Raw genomic sequence first — 19,873 nt, 5'->3', positions numbered from 1 at the left:
TTGCCCACCCCACTGGCATGCTCGCAACAGGCTGTGCCGGGTCAAGGAGTCCGCCATAGAGTGCAAACGTTGGATTTGAAGCAGAAAGCCAGGGCAACGTATCCAGAGCACTTCGTAGAATCATCTGGCAGGCGCGGAGGTTTTCGCCTTTTCCAATCGTCCAGGAGAATGGCCCCCCAATAAATCCTTCTGGCAGAACGCTTAAGTAAGACCAAGCACCCCTCTTCTAGACAACGACAGAGGCTGAGTGAAATGGACAACACCCAATACGCCCAACGTTTGCTAAGCCTGCTCGCGCAAGGCGCCACCTTATGCGCCACCGACAGAAAAAAGGCATTCCCACTTCTGCAACGGGCATCGGCTCTGCTATGGAGGCTTGAGCCTGAGCGCTCTCCGGTGACGACAATGGCATTGGAGCGCAAACTGAACTTGCCGATAGAGCAATGGCTCCCGGAGGCCATACGGGCGGACTATTCCGGTCCCCTGCTCTGCTCCAACATGGCGTCGCAGACCTGTAACGAAATGATGTTGGAGCTCAACGCCCGGCAGCTTTGGGAAACCATCCAGGCTCGCGTAAACCGAGTCAAGCAAGCGTGCCGGCTGCGATCCGATGGTGACACGCTCTATCGCAACTTTCGCCTGTTCCTCATTGAGCACGGCGTCATCGCCCCCTCCCAGGCCCGCGACGTATTCGTCCCACTGAACCTCTCTCTCAGTGACTTCTACGAGCCCATCCCGCTTCACCTGCGGCATAACGGGTTGCTGTACCTGTGCCCGGAATGCCACTGGCCCCTGAACACCCAACGGCATGAAGTGAGCTGCGACTCAGCCTGGTGCCGGGACAAGAAAAGCCTCTTTCTCAGAGACGGCACGAAGCTCGTGAACCGCGTGAATAACAGTCACCTTGAGGGCCAGGATGCCCAGGGAAGGCTCATGCTGAATCCGGCCTTATGGAAATTCACACTGCAGCCGGGATTGCTGGAACTGTCCCTGGCACACGCCCTGACCGAGAGAGGTTACGAAGTAGAACTTTGGCCTAACGTCGATCGAACAGATCTTCGTATCCGTATAGGCCAGAGCACTCAGGATATCGACGCAAAGGTGTGGGTATCAGCCCATGAACTCGCCAAACACATCGAACAGATCCCGTCCCACTTGCCTCGCTGGATCGTGATCCCCGACTACCAGAAGCAGAACATATCTCTACTCCGAGAGCACTGTCCTTTGGGTGTGCGCGTGTTCACCCAGAGCCAATGCGTGCAGGAGGTGCTGAAGCATGCGCCCCCTTTCTGATATCGCGACCACACTGTTCCTGGCTATCGCTGTGCGCTACGTCACCAACGAACCTACGCTGGCCGATGCTGCGGCAATCATTGCAGGCAGGACACGCAAGTGGAGCACCTGGGGCTCCCTGACGGAAGCGCAGCAAACGCTAATCGCCCAGAGTTTGCGGCTCAGACCTTCTTTGCTGGCTCAGCCAAAACGCTTCATGTTGAGCGCCGAGGGCATCCTGAAGGGCAAGTTGAGCTCTTTTGAGCTGGTGGACAGCTCCAATCTGAACACTGAACTCCACGAGCAAGATCGGTATCGCCTGTCGTCCCATCTGGATATTGACCAGGTCATCAGGGAAAACTTCGAGGCGCTCAAGAATGGTCGTACTGCGCCGGCTCATGGACAGCTACCCAATGAAGGAGACGTCGTACTCAAGCACATCACTGGAGATCACGTCAGGGTCTTCGCCATCCCGGAAAACGAACGTCATGTCCTGAATGCGCTCGACCAGCACGTCCTCATTCCACCATCAACGGCGTTACCCGAGATCAGCTGGGAGCACGCCAGGCTGATGAAGCTCGCGAAACAAATGGATGCCTCTCCTGACCTGCATAGCCAGCACGAAGCGTCATTGGTGAACATCTGGGGTGATGAGCCCGTTCGCAAAGCCGACTCGGGGAATTTTTACAGAGTCAATGCGCCGACTGGTTCCGGCAAGAGCGTCGCGATGGTGATGATGGCCATCGACGCGGCCGAGCGTGGACACAGGGTTGCTATCGCAGTCCCTACGCTAGTTGAAGTCGAGAACACCGTACGCATCATCAAACAATCGGCGGCGGCAGTAGGCAAAGAGTTGAAGGTCGCACCGCTGCATTCCGCCTCTCGGATATACGAGCGTGCAGAGATGCAGTTCGAGCAGGGCAAGACCGATCACCCCTACGATTATGCCTGCCTGCTTGACGCTTACTCAGCCGACTTGATGGCTGTGGAACCAGGCAACGAGCCGTGCTTCAACATACGCATATCGGCATGTGGGGATGATGGAGAGGAGTCGTCGAAGCGCCTCAAACATTGCCCCTTCCTCTTCAGGTGCGGCCAAACCCGGATGCTGTCACAGGCGATGGAGGCTGACATCGTGGTGATCAACCACCACGCCCTGTTGTCTGGCACAACCCGCATCCCGCTTTCAGACGCTGAACAGTTTCCAGGCCCCCGAAGCTTGGTTGAAATCCTATTGCGAACAACACCCGTATTTCTGGTGGACGAAATCGATGGCCTCCTGAAGTCGGCTATCGATAGCAGCGTGATCGAGCTGAGGCTGGGCAATGTAGGTGATAACAGCCCGTTGCTGCGTCTGTTCAACCACGTTGTTGGAAAGTCCCACATCCCCGGAATCGATCGAAGCAGCCTTTACCGGGTCAACTGGGCATTGATGTACTGCACGCTGAGCGTCAGCCAGCTCATGAATCTTCAGCAAGAACGCTATTTCGAATGGCCAATCAAAGAGACCACCTGGTCGGACGCTGATGACACCTTCATCACACAAGCCCTTGGCATTACCCGAGAAACACTTGAGTACCTGTTTAGCAACGATCTCGGTCAGCTTCCGCACCACCTGCAATCACTGAGCCGCAACCTTGCCAACTGGCGTTCTAACGATGGGGAACACAGACTCGAAACGCTGGCCATCACCCTGGGAAACCTGATCGCAGACTTATCCGAGAGCGGCAGGCTGCCTGAGCGCCTGAAGGAACATGATCGGATACGCCTGAAAGCATCTCTGATTCTGCGCGGTACCCTGCTGGTCATCGAGACCCACCTGCGAAATTTGCAGGTCGAGCTACCTGCCTTCGTCAATGCGGAGATCCCTTATGCGTACGAGGTCAGGCGGAGCATCGCCGGCCCAGAACCGCTGAGCCCAAGCCCCAACGGGCCGCTGCAAAGAGCAGTCTTTGGCTTCAAACGCAAAGACAGCAGCGACCAAGACTCGACGCTACACGTCGTCGCCATGCGGGGCGACCCTCACAGTACCCTGCTCTCCCTCCCTGACATCAGTGCGTTGGGCTATGCCGGAGTGAAGAGGCTGTTCATCGGCTTCTCCGCAACAGCCTATTTTCCCGGCGCCAGTGCGTTCGATCTGAAAGCCCAGGACTTCATTGATGTGCCGGACGCCAAGGGCCAGGTGACGTTCGAGAACGTCAATCAGACCACGGCGATCTCTGGGGGACCATTTGCCCAACGCAAATTCCTGGTTACCAAGCTCGCCAAGGAACTCTGGCCATGGCTAAAGGCCCGGTTGGAAAAGCTTGCAAACGATCCCGAGACCCGGGATAGGGCCCGCCTGCTGCTGGTCACCAACAGCGATGCGGACGCTGAAGCACTAGCCATGACTTTGGCGAAAATGCCGGACGGCCCGGGCGAGTCCGTCGGATGGGTGCGTGGTCGCCAAAGCGAATATAAACCCTCCTCACTGGAGGCCCAGCAGATGCTTATCTATGACGACCTTGCCGAGTTCACCAGCGGCAAGCACAAGCATAAGACGCTGTTGGTCAGCGCACTTGGGCCTATAGCCAGAGGACACAATATCGTCAACGCAGACGGACTCTCCGCTATTGGTGGAGTTGTGATCTGTGTCCGTCCCTTACCGGCGTCCGACAGCCCCAACAACAACCTGGCCCACATCTGCTACGAAACCGGGAACACAGTGCTGCCACGCTCCAGTCCGGGAGAGGTCATGACGCAAGAACGCAAGCTCTCCAATGCGCTGTTGCAGACGATCCGTACCGCACGCCCGGCGTTTAGCCAGCAACCCGCCAACATCCGTCACTACACCATCATGAACATTCTGGTGAGCCTGACCCAACTCATTGGACGAGGCCGCCGAGGGGGCACCCCCGTCACGTGCTACTTCGCAGATGCAGCGTTCCTCAAAGGTCTGAAGCCCTGGTCAGAGATGCTCAATGAAAGTGTCAACCGGCTCAAGGAAGACGGCGACTGGGAACAGTTCGAGCGTCACCATGCAGGCATCGCATCGGCGGTTCAGCAATACATTCTTCGATCAAGAAAGGAGTCCGTATGAAAACGCTTGAGCTGCGCACCAGCCTTTTCAGATTCGACCCGACACAACTGGGGCGGGCCTACCGAGTCGTGATTGGAGAGCATTACCTCGATGCTTGGCAAGCGCTCAAAGGACTGGCAAAGAAGCCGCACCCAGGCTTGCCTATCATCGCTTTAGAAGAAATGCTGACCGTCCTCTCTGGTGGCCCTGTGAAGGTCAATCTTTCCCCGCAAAAGGACGGTGGCGTATCGGCGATTCTTCTACTCAAACCTCTTCCGATCGACACCATCAACGAGACGCTGCGGCTATGGTCGATGGATGTATTGAGGATCTGGAACGAGCGACTCGAAGGCTTTGAGGGCAAGCTCGCTGTCACCGACCTCGTACTCCTTGAGACCAGCCTTCTCGTGACACCAGGTGATATTTCATCACTGGCATACACCGTCATTCCGTGGCTAATTGGCCAGGCGATGATCCGCAACCCCATGCAGGCCAGCAAACCAATCACGCTTTATCAGGCATCGGACGCAACGCTTTTGGCATGGGACGATCCCGTTGTTTCGGAGAACGATATCCGCTACGCCAGCGCCGTACATGCCATTGAGCCCAAGCTGGTTTTGTTGCGCGGACGAGCCGAGCCTTACCTTCAGTTACGTGTGAAGCTGAGCCAGGTCATGCCAAATCTTGTTGGGACGAAAAAGCATGCCTGGGTAAAAGTTGGCGATCAGATCGTGAAGGCTAAGCTCAAGACCCAGCCACATGAAGGGGGATGGAAAACCACGTACGAGCATCCGATCGAAGACTTACTGGGATTTATGGGCGTTTCGTCTTTTCCATCTATTCAGGAAGGCGACATCCCCATCGACAGCGACTTCAGGCCCATCTATGCCATCCCTCCGTCCAACCCACTGATAGCATCAGGACCCGGGCCATTGTTCCTGGATCAGGCCGGCTTTCACCTGCTGGACAACCTACCTGGAACATCTCCGTTGTTGGCCAGAAAGGCCGTAGGTAGTTTGCGAGAGGAAAAAGCACAAGCCACCGGCGAGGTGGTCACGTTGCCGGTGATGGTGCTTGCAGCCCACTCCGAGGTAATGCTGCGGCTTCATGCGGCCAGTGGAACACTCGGTGAGGACAGTCAGTTCTTCAAGGAGGTGATGCCCCCACTGGTAACACTGACTCGGCTGGATGTGCCTGATGCGGGGCGCATGCTCGCGGGACAACACGACCTGCTAGTCCTCAGGGCATGGCTATCTAACCATGTATTGCCCGCAGCTTCGCAAGCCCACTGCGGTGGCCCCAAGGTGATGATCGTCGAAACCTGCGCTTCTGCAGCGAAATTGGAAGGCGCTCAGGACCCCAAGCATTTGATCCGGCAAGTTCTGGCAGAGCACGGCATTGCGACGCAATTCATCATGCACATCGATCCCGATGAACAACTGAAGAAAAAGCGCAAGGGCAAAGAGGATGATCGCGACTTCAAGGCCACCAACACCATTATCGAGGCTATCCGCCTGAGCGGCTACCTTCCCGCGCCGATACCAAAATCCAAAGCTTCGCCGGAGAAGACCACTGTAGTTTCCGTCCTGCTTGATCGCATCCAGGAAAAAGGCCCGGCAGTGCTTCTTCCTGTCATCACCCGCGCGGTGTTGGGGGAGCCCAACACTGAGATTTTCTGGTTCGAGTCAGGCCCGGACTCCGGGGGCAAGTGGTTCAGTTATAACGAGGGCGTCTCGGCCATACATGCATTCGCCACGCTGCTTACATCTGACCAGCTCACCAGGCTGGTGACTCAAGCCCTGCTGGTACCCACCAAAGTTGCTGACGCCCCACTGATCGCATGCCTCGACAGTGGCCTTCGTACATTCTACAAGGGGCTCCAGGACAGTCCAGGCGAGGGCCTTCCCCCGGTACCTGAAGGCGCCGCCATCGTACGAATTCGCGCAGACCTGGACGTTGCCCAAATGAGCGGGAATCAGTCACTGTCACCTGATACCCCCCACTACATAGGCACCAAGGTCGGCATATTCCAGTCCAATGAGAGCTTGGACGTCTATTACTTCGTCGCTCCGTCCAAACAGTACGGCTCCGTCCGGTCGCAACGCAACAACACCCGCTATGAGATCTCCGAGAAAGACTTGCGAGATCCGTGGCAGCAGCTCGGTGTCACGGAAATCACGATTATACGTGCCGGATCGTTCGCTCACCCGACAGCTACTGCCGAGCAAGTTGCACTGCTTTGCCGCAACGCTCCGCTGTGGGCCGGGTATCTTCGCTTGCCCGGTCCCATGCACTTGGGCAAGCAGGTCGCCGCAGATCATCCCATTCTGGAGCGGTTGCGCAAGACTGAGGCTAACCGCTCGGATTGAGCGGGGCTGCTGTACACGTTTGCTGCAGAGATCCCAGCATTGGCATCGGGTGGGTAAGGAGATATCCGATGCCAATGCCGGCTAAAATCTCGACCAACTGACAGCTGACCAACTGCGCGCGCTGGCTGGGGGTCGACGTTGGGGACACACTCTACTTGCTTGAGGAATACGTGGGCACCACCCGCTGCCTAGTGCTCAGTAAGACTCCGCATATTCCTGACCGCATTGATGAGCTGGTTGGCCACTGGGAGTCCCTAGGCAAGGATGAATGAGCTGACTCCTCAGGGGGTTGCTGCAGCTGCACGGCGACTGACTGCTATTGAACTCCAGCAGCAGGACAAGCGGTATGCCCGGCTAGTGGTCAAAAACCAACAATTCAAATTTCGTGTTTTGTGCCTCAGGTAACTGTCCTTAGGGAAACTCTGAAAAAGCCTGCCTTTTTCGAGTTTGCAGGCCTGTAAGCCGCGTGGCTACTGGGGCGCATTTTTCGAGTAGGGGCTTTTTCAGACCATCCTTAGGTGCCTCTAAAAGCCATAAACTACAGTCGGCAACATAGGAGAAAAGCCTTACGGCACGGCACTTAGAGACGTCTAAGAGCATTTTCAGCCAACCGAGATTCCTGTACCGCATTGCCCTCCGAAGGGGGGTCGTGGGTTCGAATCCCGCCGGATGCGTCATCTACCTGTTTCGGGCTGCCTCTCACAGTCTATGAAACACCCTGAAAAGCCCGCCCTGTGCGGGCTTTCTTGTATCGAAATCCCTTCCCGGATCTACCTCTATCCTTGACCGCTGTGTATATCTGAAGAAGATTCGAACCAGCGGTGTACAAGGATTAAATGCTGCGAAATCCAGCGCCCCCAACGACGGCCGACAAACCGGCCATGGTTTCCGGCACACGCATCACCACCCTACGGAAGAAAGGCTTCGCCAAGGAGCATATGGAGGCACAACTGTCCCATGCGGAAGACGGCGGCCGGGGTATATGACAAGGCAATTTATATCGAGTAACGCCGGGCAATGATGCAGTGGTATGCAGACCACCTATACGAGATTGAACAAGGGAACGTGAGCGACACCTACGTCTCTGCATCCCTCACTACCTGCACCAAGGGAACTGGCGCCTGTATAGCGATCCGAGCCTTACGACGGGAGACTTTATCCAGGCGAATCCGAATTCCTTCGCCCCTCAATTGCTGCTCCAGGGTGCTCACGTCACATTCGCCATCGAGTTTGAGCTCCAAATATTCCCCATCTCGACTGGATATAACGTGCATGCCACTTATGATTTCACGCTGCGGGAATTTGAAAATGAGAGTAACGCCAGCTAAAGCGCCCCCCGAATAAACCGTGACGTTCACCATATTAAGAATCAGCTCGAAAACTTCTTTTCTTGCGATGGGTGCGTCACGAGTCAGAAACCCAAAAATCCAGAGCCCGGAGCTGATTGCGACAGCGCCCGCCCCTACAGCCAGTGCTGCAACCCCCGACAACCATGCTACACGCTTAGCAGCGGGGGCAACTGATGCAATATGGCTAGCAGCCCATGCTCTGAAATTCGCCCTTCGCTCTTCGCCTGCCGAGCCATAGGCCCAAATAATCGCAGCAATGCCACCAAGCGTGGTTAGCCCATCCCAAGAAAACATCTGTGCTACTCCCTCAACCGAACAGCGCCACCTGCCAGTGCTTCTCACTGATGATGGCCAATGAGCAGCCATTCTCCCGCAGCTCCACCGCCTTCTTGATCTTGGTGCCATAGGTACTGTGGAGCCATTGCTCGTTCCCTATTTCGCCAACGACCAGGTAGTGGATCTTCTTGCTCACGCCGGGTGCGATCTGGCCTCCGCGCTCGATAACCAATGCCTCGCAGTCCTTGCGTGGGCCGTAGGCCATGACGCCCGTGAACAGAAACAACCGCCCATTCCATACGAGCTCAGGGACGGGATGATCGAGAGGCAGTGCATTCGAAGGAACGAAAGCGTTGTCGCTCGCCTTGGGTTTGGCTGCGCTCAAACCTGCGAAGCTGCGGAGGATTTCCAGCAGCTCCGCGGACTCGTCGGCATCCAGCACTCCATCGGAGAGCATGTCCGATAGCCGGCGATACAACAGGTTGATCACCGGATCCTCGAGGTGCACGAGGTTGGCCGAGATCCAGTTCTCCAGAAACTCGGCCTCCTGCTGGTTGATATGCCCGTCTGCAGCAATACCGGCGGCCAGGCCCACCAGGGCGTCCGCAGAGCGCCGATCGATGCGCGCCTCATGGAAAAAGCGGCTGCCTTCGAATTCCCGATGCAGATCAACCATTGGCATCCTCTCCTTCATCGCTGCCTCCAGGGCCGGCCAGCTTCGCCAGGTCGGAGGTGAACACCACCGTCATGCCCGTTGCCGAGCAAACCAGGGAGAGCTCCTTGGCGAGGTCGATGTGCAGATCCTCACCACGCAGGCCCTGCCATTCGGCCAGGTATCGAAAGGATCCGAACTTCTCAGGTTTCTTGAGGCGTTTCACGACGCCGCCTTTCCACCCCAAGGGCGGCAACTGCCCTGCCAGGCAGGCCTCGGCCAACTGCGGCTCGGCCGCAGCACGTCTCCGACCAACCTCCCAGCATTGGATAAACCCCCGGTCGGCTCCCTTCCAGGTCTCGTACCAATCCAGGCCTGAACGTAGAGGTTCGCTGATTGCACGATGGATGGTATTCACTTTGTAAATCTCCCCGTCCGTTACCCTCGCCAGGCAACACTGAATTCGAGAAGCAGAAAACCTGAGCACACGCCTGACGGCTCTAGGTAGATAAAAGGCTACCGCGCCATGATCTGCTGGTAGCGGCGTTGGTATTCCTCATAGGACATCGGCTGGGCCTGGAGCTGCTGCAGTTGTTGCTGCTGCCACTGGTCCCTGGAGAGACCAGGCGCCGAAGTCGAATAGGTGGCAGCCGAGGCGACGGCTTCTTGCGGAGCCGCGGCTTCCTTCATGGTGGTGGATGCCTTGCTCGGCAAGTCGAACATCGCCCCGGTTGAGGGGTCGATGATCAGCATCCCCAGCACACCACCGAGAAGCAGGTTGCCCCAGTACCAACCCTCCACGCCGGAGTCGATTACGGTTGTCTCGTCGGCATAGCCATCTTTGCGGAACCTGACCGTGTAGGTCTGGCCATCGAAGTAACCGGCGCTTGCCTCGAGCTTCACCGTAGCAGGAGTGATGCCGTTGTAGACGATGTTTCCGTCTTCGTCCTTGATCTCCACATTGGCGCCGCTTGGCGAGCTGGTTACCTGGACCGGGTAGACCTGCTCGGTGAATATGCTGGCGCAGCCGGAGAGCAGCAGAGGGGCGGATAGGATTGCAGCGAGTAGCTTGATGCGCATGGCGACCTCCTTGTCAGTTTGGAGGCATTTTGCCACCAAAGAAGAAGCCACGTCATCCGCCGGCGGTATGCCCCAACCTCCCAATTGATCGAGCCAGCCAACTTTCAAAGCTGGCGACAGGCTCCCCCTTCCTCACCAACCAGCCAAAGCCCATTCCCGCTGAGTCCCCGAGCCTTCCGACAAGCCCCTCCTCAACCATCCGTCGCCAGACCCCACCGCCTTTGCCACCCTGCCTCTTGCACTTCCAATATTATGGTATACCATCAGACCAAATCGCACAGAGACACCCAAGGAGTGCCCATGAGCTTCGAAATCCGCAAGATCGTCAGCTACGTCGAGGAAACCTTCATCGAGGGCGGCAAGGCTGCCGAGAAACCGGTATCCATGGCCGGGCTGGCCGTGGTGATCAAGAACCCCTGGGCGGGCCGCGGCTTCGTCGAGGACCTCAAGCCGGAGATCAGGGCCAACTGCTCCGAGCTGGGCGCGCTGATGGTCGAACGCCTGACCGCGCTGATCGGTGGCGCCGACAAGATCGAGGCCTATGGCAAGGCCGCCGTGGTCGGCGCCGATGGCGAGATCGAGCATGCCTCGGCGGTGATCCACACCCTGCGCTTCGGCAACCACTACCGCAAGGCGGTGGACGCCAAGAGCTACCTGAGCTTCACCAACAAGCGCGGCGGCCCGGGCACCTCGATCCAGGTCCCGATGATGCACAAGGACGACGAAGGCCTGCGTTCGCACTACATCACCCTGGAGATGCAGATCGAGGACGCGCCGCGCGCCGACGAGATCATCGTGGTCCTGGGCGCCGCCGACGGCGGCCGCCTGCACCCGCGCATCGGCAACCGCTACATCGACCTGGAAGAGCTGGCCGCCGAGCAGGCCCAGTGATTCCGCGGCCAGTGCAGGAGCGTTCCATGATTCGGCTCACCGCTGAACACACACCGGCCGGCACCAGTTACCTGGCGACCGGCCAGGGCCAGCCCGTGGTACTGATCCACGGCGTGGGCCTGAACAAGGAAATGTGGGGCGGGCAGATCGTCGGCCTGGCCCCGCACTACCGGGTCATCGCCTACGACATGCTCGGCCACGGCGCCAGCCCGCGCCCCGAAGCGGGCACCGGGCTGGTCGGCTACGCCGCGCAGCTGCGCGAGTTGCTCGACCACCTGCAGATCCCGCAGGCCACGGTCATCGGCTTCTCCATGGGCGGCCTGGTGGCGCGCGCCTTCGCCCTGCACCATCCGCAGCGGCTGCAGGGGCTGGTGATCCTCAACAGTGTGTTCAACCGCAGCGCCGAACAGCGCGCCGGCGTCATCGAGCGCACCCGCCAGGCCGCCGAACACGGTCCCGACGCCAACGCCGAGGCGGCCCTGTCGCGCTGGTTCAGCCGCGAGTACCAGGCCGCCAACCCGGCGCAGATCGCGGCCATCCGCCAGACCCTGGCGAGCAACGACCCGCAGGGCTACCTGACCACCTACGAGCTGTTCGCCACCCAGGACATGTACCGCGCCGACGACCTGGGCAGCATCCAGGCGCCGACCCTGGTCGCCACCGGCGAGCTGGACCCCGGCTCGACCCCGGAGATGGCCCGGCAACTGGCCGCGCGCATTCCCGGCGCGCAGGTGGCCATACTCGATGAACAGCGCCACATGATGCCGGTGGAGTCGCCGCGCCTGGTCAACCAGGTGCTGCTGGACTTCCTGCACCAGGCCCTGAGCCTGCCGAACCAGACCAAGGGGATAGTCGCATGACACTCGCCCGCTTCCAGATGTGCATCGACGGCCAATGGCTCGATGCGCTTTCCGGCAAGACCTTCGAAAGCCTCGACCCGTCCAGCGCGCAGCCCTGGGCGCTGCTGCCCGACGCCGCCGAGGAAGACGTCGAGCGCGCCGTGCAGGCCGCGCAGAAGGCCTTCGACGACCCGGCCTGGCGCAAGCTCAGCGCCACCGCCCGCGGTAAGCTGCTGCGCCGCCTGGGCGACCTGATCGCCGAGAACAGGGAGCACCTGGCTCAGCTGGAAAGCCGCGACAACGGCAAGCTGATCCGCGAGACCCGCGGCCAGGTCGGCTACCTGCCGGAGTTCTTCCACTACACCGCGGGCCTGGCCGACAAGCTCGAAGGCGGCACCCTGCCGATCGACAAGCCGGACATGTTCGCCTACACCGTGCACGAGCCGCTGGGCGTGGTGGCCGGGATCATCCCCTGGAACAGCCCGCTGTACCTCACCGCGATCAAGCTGGCCCCGGCCCTGGCCGCCGGCAACACCATCGTGCTCAAGCCCTCGGAACACGCCTCGGCGACCATCCTCGAGCTGGCCCGCCTGGCCCTGGAAGCCGGCTTCCCGGCCGGCGTGATCAACGTGGTCACCGGCTTCGGCCCGAGCACCGGCGCGGCCCTGACGCGCCACCCGCTGGTGCGCAAGATCGCCTTCACCGGCGGCGCCGCCACCGCCCGCCACGTGGTGCGCAGCAGCGCGGAGAACTTCGCCAAGCTGTCCCTGGAGCTGGGCGGCAAGTCGCCGAACATCATCTTCGCCGACGCCGACCTGGACAGCGCCATCAACGGCGTGGTGGCCGGCATCTACGCCGCCACCGGGCAGAGCTGCGTGGCCGGCTCGCGCCTGCTGGTGCAGCGCGAAATCTACGACGAATTCGTCGCCCGCCTGATCGCACGCGCCCAGCGCATCCGCATCGGCAACCCGCAGGAAGACGCCAGCGAGATGGGCCCCATGGCCACCGCGCAGCAACTGGCGGTGGTCGAGAACCTGGTGGCCGTGGCCAACGCCGAGGGCGCGCGCCTGCTGATGGGCGGCAAGCGCCCCGAAGGCAAGGGCGAGGGCTGGTTCTACGAGCCGACCCTATTCGCCTGCGACCGCCACTCGATGCGCATCATGCAGGAAGAGGTGTTCGGCCCGGTGGCCTCGGTCATCCCGTTCAAGGACGAGGCCGAAGCCCTGGCCCTGGCCAACGACTCGCAGTACGGCCTGGCCGCCGGCATCTGGACCCGCGACCTGGGCCGCGCCCACCGCCTGGCGCGCGACGTGCGCTCGGGAATCATCTGGGTCAACACCTACCGCGCGGTCTCGGCCATGGCGCCGATCGGCGGTTTCCACCAGAGCGGCTACGGCCGCGAGAGCGGCATCGACTCGGTGCTGGCCTACACCGAACTGAAGACGGTGTGGATCAACCTCTCGCAGGCGCCGATGCCCGACCCCTTCGTGATGCGCTGAGGAGGCAGAACATGATCGAACCCGGAATCTACAAGGAAGTCATGGGCTCCTTCCCCTCGGGCGTCACCGTGGTCACCACGCTCGACCCCCAGGGCGAGATCGTCGGCATCACCGCCAGCGCCTTCAGCGCGCTGTCGATCGACCCGGCGCTGGTGCTGTTCTGCCCCAACTACGCCTCGGACACCTACCCAATCCTGCGCGACAGCAAGCAGTTCGCCATCCACCTGCTGTGCGCCGACCAGAAGGCCGAGGCCTATGCCTTCGCCGGCAAGGGCAAGGACAAGGCCAAGGGCATCGACTGGCACCTCAGCGAGCTGGGCAACCCGCTGCTGGCCAAGGCCACGGCGATCATCGAATGCGAGCTGTGGCGCGAGTACGACGGCGGCGACCACGCGATCATCGTCGGCGCGGTGAAGAACCTGATCATCCCCGAGCAGAACGTGGTGCCGATGGTCTACCACCGCGGCAAGCTCGGCGCCCTGCCGCAGCTGGCCTGACCGTCCCGTCCTCGTGGGAGCGAGCCTGCTCGCTCCTACAGGTACAGGAGAAACACCGACGTAGGATGGCGTTGAGCGAAGCGATACCCATCACCACGGCCGCATGGGTTTCGCAAGCTCGCCCCATCCTGCGAGAAGCCCCTCGGAGCAGCCGGCAGACAGTTGCTCCTATATGAAAGAAGGAGCATGCGATGAGCAACGAGAAGTACGACAAGGGCCTGGCGATCCGCACCCAGGTGCTGGGCGAGGCCTACGTGAACAAGTCGCTGGCCGCGGCCGACGACTTCGGCAAGCCGCTGCAGGAGCTGGTCACCGAGTACTGCTGGGGCCACGTCTGGGGCCGCGAGGGTTTGTCGCTGAAAGAACGCAGCATGATAAACTTGGCGATGATTTCGGCCCTCAACCGGCCGCACGAACTGAAGCTGCACATCCGCGGCGCCCTGCGCAACGGGCTCAGCCGCGAGCAGATCCGCGAAATCCTGCTCCAGGTCGGCATCTATTGCGGCATCCCGGCGGCGGTCGACAGCTTCCGCCTGGCCCGCGAGGCCTTCGCCGAGGCCGATGCCGAGCCCCAGGGCTAGGCCGCTTCACCCTACGGACAGCCATTACCAGAGCGGACCACATGAAACGCTTGCCCCTCGACGATAGCTTCAAGGTCAACCGCAACCCCGTGACCCTGCGCGAGATTGTGCTGGACAAGCTGCGCGGCGCCATCCTCAACTTCCAGCTGCTGCCCGGCGACCGTCTGGTCGAGCGCGACCTCTGCGACCGCCTGGGCGTCAGCCGCACCTCGGTGCGCGAGGCCCTGCGCCACCTGGAGTCCGAGGGGCTGGTGGAGTTCGCCGACGCCAAGGGCCCGCGGGTGGCCATCATCACCCTGGAAGACGCCTGCGACATCTACGAGCTGCGCTGCGTGCTCGAAGGGATGATCGTCCAGCTGTTTACCCTCAACGCCAAGGCCAAGGACATCCGCGCCCTGGAACGCGCCCTCGAGGAGAACCGCAAGGCCCTGGAGGAAGGCGACCTGCAGCAGGTGCTGGATTCGGTGCAGGGCTTCTACGACGTGCTGCTGGAGGGCTCGGGCAACCGCATCGCCGCTACCCAGCTGCGCCAGTTGCAAGCGCGCATCAGCTACCTGCGCGCCACTTCGGTGTCCCAGGCCAACCGCCGCGGGGCGAGCAACCAGGAGATGGAGAAGATGGTCGCGGCGATCAAGAGCGGCGACCCGGCGGCCGCGCACCAGGCCTCGGTGGACCACGTGCGCGCAGCGGCCAAGGTGGCGCTGGACTACCTGAAGTCCAAGCAGGAAGAGGGTGGCAAGGTCCGCGAGATCGCCACCCCCATCGTCCTCAAAGAGCCGCGCATAGGCCGCTGACGCCATGCCCGCCCCGCGCTTCTGCCCGCAGTGCGGCGGCGACCGGATGCAACGCCGCCAGCCGCCGGGGGACACCCACGAGCGCCTGCTATGCGGCGCCTGCGGCTACATCCACTACGAGAACCCCAAGGTCATCGCCGGCTGCATCATCGAGCGCGACGGCTGCTACCTGCTGTGCCAGCGCGCCATCCCGCCGCGCCCCGGCACCTGGACGCTGCCGGCCGGCTTCATGGAAAGCGGCGAGACCACCGAGCAGGCGGCCCTGCGCGAGGTCTGGGAAGAGAGCGGCGTGCGCGCCGAAATCCTCTCGCCCTACTCCATCTTCAGCGTGCCGAAGATCAGCGAGGTCTACATCATCTTCCGCGCCCAGGCCCTGGAAATCGCCGACGCCTACGGGCCGGAGACCCTGGACCGGCGCTTCTTCGCGCCCGAGGACATTCCCTGGGAGCAGATCTACTACCCGGCGATCCGGCAGATTCTCGAGCGCTACATCGAGGAGCGGCAAGCGGGGGTGTATGGGATCTACATGGGGAATGACGATAGCGGGAAGATTCATTTCATTCGCTGATTGCGCTTTCTGGAGCGAGGGGGACGCCTAGTTCTTGCTCGCGAACGGTGCTTGCCGGGGATTTGGGCGCTGGGATTGAGAGCGCCCTCTCCCTAACCCTCTCCCTGAAGGGAGAGGGGACCGTTCGGCTTCAAGCGTAACCTTGGCGCTCGCCGGCACATGCGAAGTTGCTGGCCAGCACAGGGCCCGAAGCAGGCACGGACAAGCCCCCTCTCCCTTCAGGGAGAGGGCTGGGGAGAGGGGACGAGGTTCACCCCAAACACCAGTGCTGCCGGGGAATGCCGGTTCGCGAGCAAGAACTAGACGTCCCCCTCGCTCCTACGAAAACCCCCACCCTCAGGGCTCGACGCCCTCAACAATGATCACCTCCGCCCTCGCCGCCCCCTGCCGCTGCGCCCAGGCCTCCTGGTATTCCTTCGACCGATAGCAGGCCACCGCCCGCTCATAAGAATCGAACTCGATCACCACGCTGCGCTGCGGCGTCGGGCGGCCTTCCAGGGCTTCGGAGCGGCCGCCGCGGGCGAGGATGCGGCCGCCGTACAGGGCGAAGGCCGCTGGCGCGCGGCGGGTGTATTGGCTGTACTGCTCGGGGTCTGTGACGTCCACGTGGGCGATCCAGTAGGCCTTCATGGCAACCTCTTGGCGATGGATATTTTGTGTATGATGGTATACCAGAATTTTCTGACTGCCACACCCCGGAGCCGGTCATGCCGTTCAATACCACCGAAGAAATCATCGAGGACTTCCGCCAGGGCCGCATGGTGCTGCTGGTGGACGACGAGGACCGCGAGAACGAGGGCGACCTGCTGCTGGCCGCCGAGTTCTGCTCGCCCGAGGCCATCAACTTCATGGCCCGCGAAGCGCGCGGGCTGATCTGCCTGACCCTCACCGAGGAACACTGCCAGCGCCTGGGGCTGGAACAGATGGTGCCGAACAACGGCAGTCCCTACTCCACCGCCTTCACCGTCTCCATCGAGGCGGCCACCGGGGTGACCACCGGCATCTCCGCCGCCGACCGCGCGCGCACCGTGCAGGCCGCCGTGGCGCCGGGCGCCAGCGCCGAGGACATCGTCCAGCCCGGGCACATCTTCCCGCTGCGCGCCCGCGAGGGCGGCGTGCTCACCCGCGCCGGGCACACCGAGGCCGGCTGCGACCTGGCGCGCCTGGCCGGGCTGACGCCGGCGGCGGTGATAGTCGAGGTGATGAACGACGACGGCAGCATGGCCCGCCGCCCCGAGCTGGAAGCCTTCGCCGCGCAGCACGGGATCAAGATCGGCACCATCGCCGACCTCATCCACTACCGCCTGAGCACCGAGCACACAGTACGGCGCATCGGCGAGCGCGAGCTGCCGACGGTGCACGGCAGCTTCCGCCTGGTGACCTTCGAGGACCGCATCGAGGGCGGCGTGCACATGGCCATGGTGATGGGCGAGGTCGACCCCGCCGAGCCGACCCTGGTGCGCGTGCACGTGATCGACCCGCTGCGCGACCTGGTCGGCGCCGAGTACGCCGGGCCGCCCAACTGGACGCTGTGGGCGGCGCTGCAACGGGTGGCCGAGGAAGGCCGCGGCGTGGTGGTGGTGCTGGCCAACCACGAGTCGTCCCAGGCGCTGCTGGAGCGCGTGCCGCAGCTCACCCAGCCGAGCCGGCCGTTCACCCGCTCGCAGTCGCGCATCTATTCGGAGATCGGCACCGGCGCGCAGATCCTCCAGGACCTGGGCGTGGGCAAGCTGCGCCACCTCGGCCCGCCGCTGAAATACGCCGGCCTCACCGGCTATGGCCTGGAAGTGGTGGAAAGCCTGCCCTTCGACGACTGGAAGCCGGCGACCGAGGCCTGACCACCGGTCGGCCGATACTGGCCGCCGGCCAGCTTACCGGCGCCCGAACATGTGGATAAAGGCTAGAAAAATCAGTCGATTGACGCCACCGGGCGGCAGCCGAAAAGCCGCCAGGGACGGCGCCAAGCGGCAATCCACGGGGCCTGGAACGGGGAGGAGACTTGCAGAAAGTTTGGAATACCATAATATGACATCCCGTAGGCCGACGATTGTTCCGCCGCCCCGAACACGGGCAGCCCGGACGACGCTCCGGACAAGGCCGACCCTGACAGGCCCAGATGGCCACTGCTCCTGATGGGCAGGCACAGACCGCCTGCCCGCGCACAAACACAACAACGAGGGCATGTACATGGTGTTCAAGAAACGTGCAGTCGCGGCGACTTTCGCCGCCATCCTGGGCCTGGCCGGCACCGCCGCCAGCGCCGCCGACGCGATCAGCTTCGTCAGCTGGGGCGGCACCACCCAGGACGCCCAGAAGCAGGCCTGGGCCGAGCCCTTCAGCCAGGCCAGCGGCATCCGCGTGGTGCAGGACGGCCCCACCGACTACGGCAAGCTCAAGGCCATGGTCGAAAGCGGCAACGTGCAGTGGGACGTGGTGGACGTGGAGGCGGACTTCGCCCTGCGCGCCGCCGCCGAAGGCCTGCTGGAGCCGCTGGACTTCAACGTGGTCAAGCGCGACCGCATCGATCCGCGCTTCGTCTCCGACCACGGCGTCGGCTCCTTCTACTTCTCCTTCGTGCTCGGCTACAACCAGGGCAAGGTCGGCGGCAATGCCCCGCAGGACTGGAGCGCGCTGTTCGACACCAAGACCTACCCGGGCAAGCGCGCCCTGTACAAGTGGCCGAGCCCCGGCGTGCTGGAACTGGCCCTGCTGGCCGACGGCGTGCCCGCCGACAAGCTCTACCCGCTGGACCTGGACCGCGCCTTCAAGAAGCTCGACAGCATCAAGAAGGACATCGTCTGGTGGGGCGGCGGCGCCCAGTCCCAGCAACTGCTGGCCTCCGGCGAGGCGACCATGGGGCAGTTCTGGAACGGCCGCATCTACGCCCTGCAGCAGGACGGCGCGCCGGTGGGCGTGAGCTGGAAGCAGAACCTGGTCATGGCCGACTTCCTCGTGGTGCCCAAGGGCTCGAAGAACAAGGACGCGGCCATGAAGTTCCTCGCCGAGGCCTCCAGCGCCAAGGGCCAGGCCGACTTCGCCAACCTCACCGCCTACGCCCCGGTGAACCTCGACAGCGTCGGCCAGCTCAAGGGCGACCTCGCCCCCAACCTGCCGACCGCCTACGCTAAGGATCAGATCACCCTCGACTACGCGTACTGGGCCAAGAACGGCCCGGCCATCGCGGCACGGTGGAACGAATGGCTGGTCAAGTGAAAATGACGGCCGTTCCCCACGGCCGCTCCACTCCCGTCGACGGCGCCGCGCGCGCCGCCGACGCGGTGCAAACGAGGTCGCCGATGAAGCCGCAAGGCGTGTCGCCCTGGCGCGGTTCGGCCAAGCTGCTGCCGGCCCTGCTGTTCCTCGGCCTGTTCTTCCTCGCCCCGCTGGTGGGGCTGCTGCTGCGCGGCGTACTCGAACCCACCCCGGGCCTGGACAACTACGCCCAGCTGTTCGCCAACTCGGCCTACACCCGGGTGCTGTTCAACACCTTCGCGGTCGGCGCGCTGGTCACCCTGATCAGCCTGCTGCTGGGCTTCCCCCTGGCCTGGGCGATCACCCTGGTGCCGCGCGGCTGGGGCCGCTGGCTGCTGAACATCGTGCTGCTGTCGATGTGGACCAGCCTGCTCGCCCGCACCTACTCCTGGCTGGTGCTGCTGCAGGCCTCGGGGGTGATCAACAAGGTGCTGATGGCCCTGGGCATCATCGACCAGCCGCTGGAACTGGTGCACAACCTCACCGGCGTGGTGATCGGCATGAGCTACATCATGATCCCGTTCATCGTGCTGCCGCTGCAGGCGACCATGGCGGCCATCGACCCCATGGTGCTGCAGGCCGGCTCGATCTGCGGCGCCAGCCCCTGGAGCAACTTCTTCAAGGTGTTCCTGCCGCTGTGCCGGCCGGGGCTGTTCTCCGGCGGGCTGATGGTGTTCGTCATGTCCCTGGGCTACTACGTCACCCCGGCGCTGCTGGGCGGCGCGCAGAACATGATGCTGCCGGAATTCATCGTCCAGCAGGTGCAGTCCTTCCTCAACTGGGGCCTGGCCAGCGCCGCCGCGGCGTTGCTGATCCTGATCACCCTGGTGCTGTTCTACGTCTACCTGAAAGTGCAGCCGGAATCCCCGGTCGGCGCCAGTAACGCGAGGTAAGCC

18 protein-coding genes and 1 pseudogene are annotated in these 19,873 nt (G+C 62.3%); 14 read left to right on the top strand and 5 right to left on the bottom strand.

Going from position 1 to position 19,873, the window contains the following annotated elements:
• The first annotated feature begins 252 nt into the window (after positions 1-252).
• From PcP3B5_RS01980 to PcP3B5_RS32085, 4 genes and pseudogenes are all read left to right on the top strand, one after another.
• Positions 253-1,293, top strand: a complete 1,041-nt coding sequence (locus tag PcP3B5_RS01980) for a restriction endonuclease-related protein (protein ID WP_061560458.1) — start codon at positions 253-255, stop codon at positions 1,291-1,293.
• Positions 1,277-4,351: a hypothetical protein gene (locus tag PcP3B5_RS01975; RefSeq protein WP_061560457.1), complete on the top strand. Its 3,075-nt coding sequence runs from the start codon at positions 1,277-1,279 to the stop codon at positions 4,349-4,351. Before PcP3B5_RS01980 ends, PcP3B5_RS01975 begins: the two co-directional genes overlap by 17 nt.
• Positions 4,348-6,699 (top strand): RNaseH domain-containing protein, encoded by a 2,352-nt coding sequence (locus PcP3B5_RS30480; RefSeq protein WP_082816244.1) that lies wholly within the window; start codon positions 4,348-4,350, stop codon positions 6,697-6,699. Before PcP3B5_RS01975 ends, PcP3B5_RS30480 begins: the two co-directional genes overlap by 4 nt.
• Positions 6,700-7,564: 865 nt before the next feature.
• Positions 7,565-7,767: pseudogene (locus PcP3B5_RS32085) on the top strand (tyrosine-type recombinase/integrase); the annotation flags it as partial.
• Between the two features lie 8 nt (positions 7,768-7,775).
• Here the strand turns inward: PcP3B5_RS32085 and PcP3B5_RS31280 are convergent.
• From PcP3B5_RS31280 to PcP3B5_RS01950, 4 genes are all read right to left on the bottom strand, one after another.
• Positions 7,776-8,342 carry a hypothetical protein gene (locus PcP3B5_RS31280; RefSeq protein ID WP_145923844.1) on the bottom strand — a complete coding sequence of 189 codons (567 nt, stop codon included), beginning with the start codon at positions 8,340-8,342 and terminating at the stop codon, positions 7,776-7,778.
• 13 nt (positions 8,343-8,355) lie between these two features.
• Positions 8,356-9,000 (bottom strand): BRCT domain-containing protein, encoded by a 645-nt coding sequence (locus PcP3B5_RS01960; protein WP_061560455.1) that lies wholly within the window; start codon positions 8,998-9,000, stop codon positions 8,356-8,358.
• The gene (locus PcP3B5_RS01955) at positions 8,993-9,394 is read right to left on the bottom strand and encodes a hypothetical protein (protein ID WP_061563191.1); all 402 of its coding nucleotides are present in this window, start codon (positions 9,392-9,394) and stop codon (positions 8,993-8,995) included. The genes PcP3B5_RS01960 and PcP3B5_RS01955 overlap by 8 nt, the downstream gene beginning before the upstream one ends.
• Positions 9,395-9,492: 98 nt before the next feature.
• On the bottom strand, positions 9,493-10,056 hold the full coding sequence (locus PcP3B5_RS01950; protein ID WP_070065485.1) for a peptidase associated/transthyretin-like domain-containing protein: 564 nt from the start codon (positions 10,054-10,056) through the stop codon (positions 9,493-9,495).
• Between the two features lie 300 nt (positions 10,057-10,356).
• On the opposite strand from PcP3B5_RS01950, the gene PcP3B5_RS01945 reads away from it, so the two are divergent.
• From PcP3B5_RS01945 to PcP3B5_RS01915, 7 genes are all read left to right on the top strand, one after another.
• The gene (locus PcP3B5_RS01945) at positions 10,357-10,947 is read left to right on the top strand and encodes an amino acid synthesis family protein (protein ID WP_061560454.1); all 591 of its coding nucleotides are present in this window, start codon (positions 10,357-10,359) and stop codon (positions 10,945-10,947) included.
• A 26-nt stretch (positions 10,948-10,973) separates the two neighbouring features.
• Entirely contained in the window at positions 10,974-11,807 is an 834-nt protein-coding gene (locus PcP3B5_RS01940) for an alpha/beta fold hydrolase (protein ID WP_009615033.1), read from the top strand.
• Entirely contained in the window at positions 11,804-13,285 is a 1,482-nt protein-coding gene (locus PcP3B5_RS01935; RefSeq protein WP_061560453.1) for an aldehyde dehydrogenase, read from the top strand. Before PcP3B5_RS01940 ends, PcP3B5_RS01935 begins: the two co-directional genes overlap by 4 nt.
• Positions 13,286-13,296: 11 nt before the next feature.
• A complete protein-coding gene (locus PcP3B5_RS01930; RefSeq protein ID WP_061560452.1) occupies positions 13,297-13,782 on the top strand; it encodes a flavin reductase family protein in 486 nt (161 codons plus the stop codon).
• A gap of 191 nt (positions 13,783-13,973) precedes the next feature.
• A complete protein-coding gene (locus PcP3B5_RS01925) occupies positions 13,974-14,363 on the top strand; it encodes a carboxymuconolactone decarboxylase family protein (RefSeq protein ID WP_061560451.1) in 390 nt (129 codons plus the stop codon).
• A gap of 41 nt (positions 14,364-14,404) precedes the next feature.
• Positions 14,405-15,157 carry a GntR family transcriptional regulator gene (locus tag PcP3B5_RS01920; RefSeq protein WP_043269684.1) on the top strand — a complete coding sequence of 251 codons (753 nt, stop codon included), beginning with the start codon at positions 14,405-14,407 and terminating at the stop codon, positions 15,155-15,157.
• 4 nt (positions 15,158-15,161) lie between these two features.
• Positions 15,162-15,725 carry an NUDIX hydrolase gene (locus tag PcP3B5_RS01915; protein WP_043269686.1) on the top strand — a complete coding sequence of 188 codons (564 nt, stop codon included), beginning with the start codon at positions 15,162-15,164 and terminating at the stop codon, positions 15,723-15,725.
• Between the two features lie 336 nt (positions 15,726-16,061).
• Here the strand turns inward: PcP3B5_RS01915 and PcP3B5_RS01910 are convergent, their stop codons facing one another.
• Complete coding sequence (locus PcP3B5_RS01910; protein WP_061560450.1) at positions 16,062-16,355, bottom strand: DUF1330 domain-containing protein; 294 nt, start codon at positions 16,353-16,355, stop codon at positions 16,062-16,064.
• Between the two features lie 77 nt (positions 16,356-16,432).
• Between PcP3B5_RS01910 and ribBA the strand changes: the two genes are divergently transcribed.
• The 3 genes from ribBA to PcP3B5_RS01895 all read left to right on the top strand — a co-directional run bounded on the left by ribBA (position 16,433) and on the right by PcP3B5_RS01895 (position 19,870).
• Positions 16,433-17,563 (top strand): bifunctional 3,4-dihydroxy-2-butanone-4-phosphate synthase/GTP cyclohydrolase II, encoded by a 1,131-nt coding sequence (gene ribBA, locus PcP3B5_RS01905; RefSeq protein ID WP_061560449.1) that lies wholly within the window; start codon positions 16,433-16,435, stop codon positions 17,561-17,563.
• A gap of 349 nt (positions 17,564-17,912) precedes the next feature.
• Entirely contained in the window at positions 17,913-18,938 is a 1,026-nt protein-coding gene (locus PcP3B5_RS01900; protein WP_061563190.1) for an ABC transporter substrate-binding protein, read from the top strand.
• The gene (locus PcP3B5_RS01895) at positions 18,923-19,870 is read left to right on the top strand and encodes an ABC transporter permease (RefSeq protein ID WP_116424685.1); all 948 of its coding nucleotides are present in this window, start codon (positions 18,923-18,925) and stop codon (positions 19,868-19,870) included. The genes PcP3B5_RS01900 and PcP3B5_RS01895 overlap by 16 nt, the downstream gene beginning before the upstream one ends.
• Positions 19,871-19,873 lie beyond the last annotated feature (3 nt).

Source organism: Pseudomonas citronellolis (genome assembly GCF_001586155.1).
GTDB classification, from domain to species: Bacteria; Pseudomonadota; Gammaproteobacteria; order Pseudomonadales; family Pseudomonadaceae; genus Pseudomonas; species Pseudomonas citronellolis.
The sequence above is the reverse complement of the archived record's forward strand: the minus strand, read 5'-3'. Positions and strand labels throughout refer to the sequence as shown.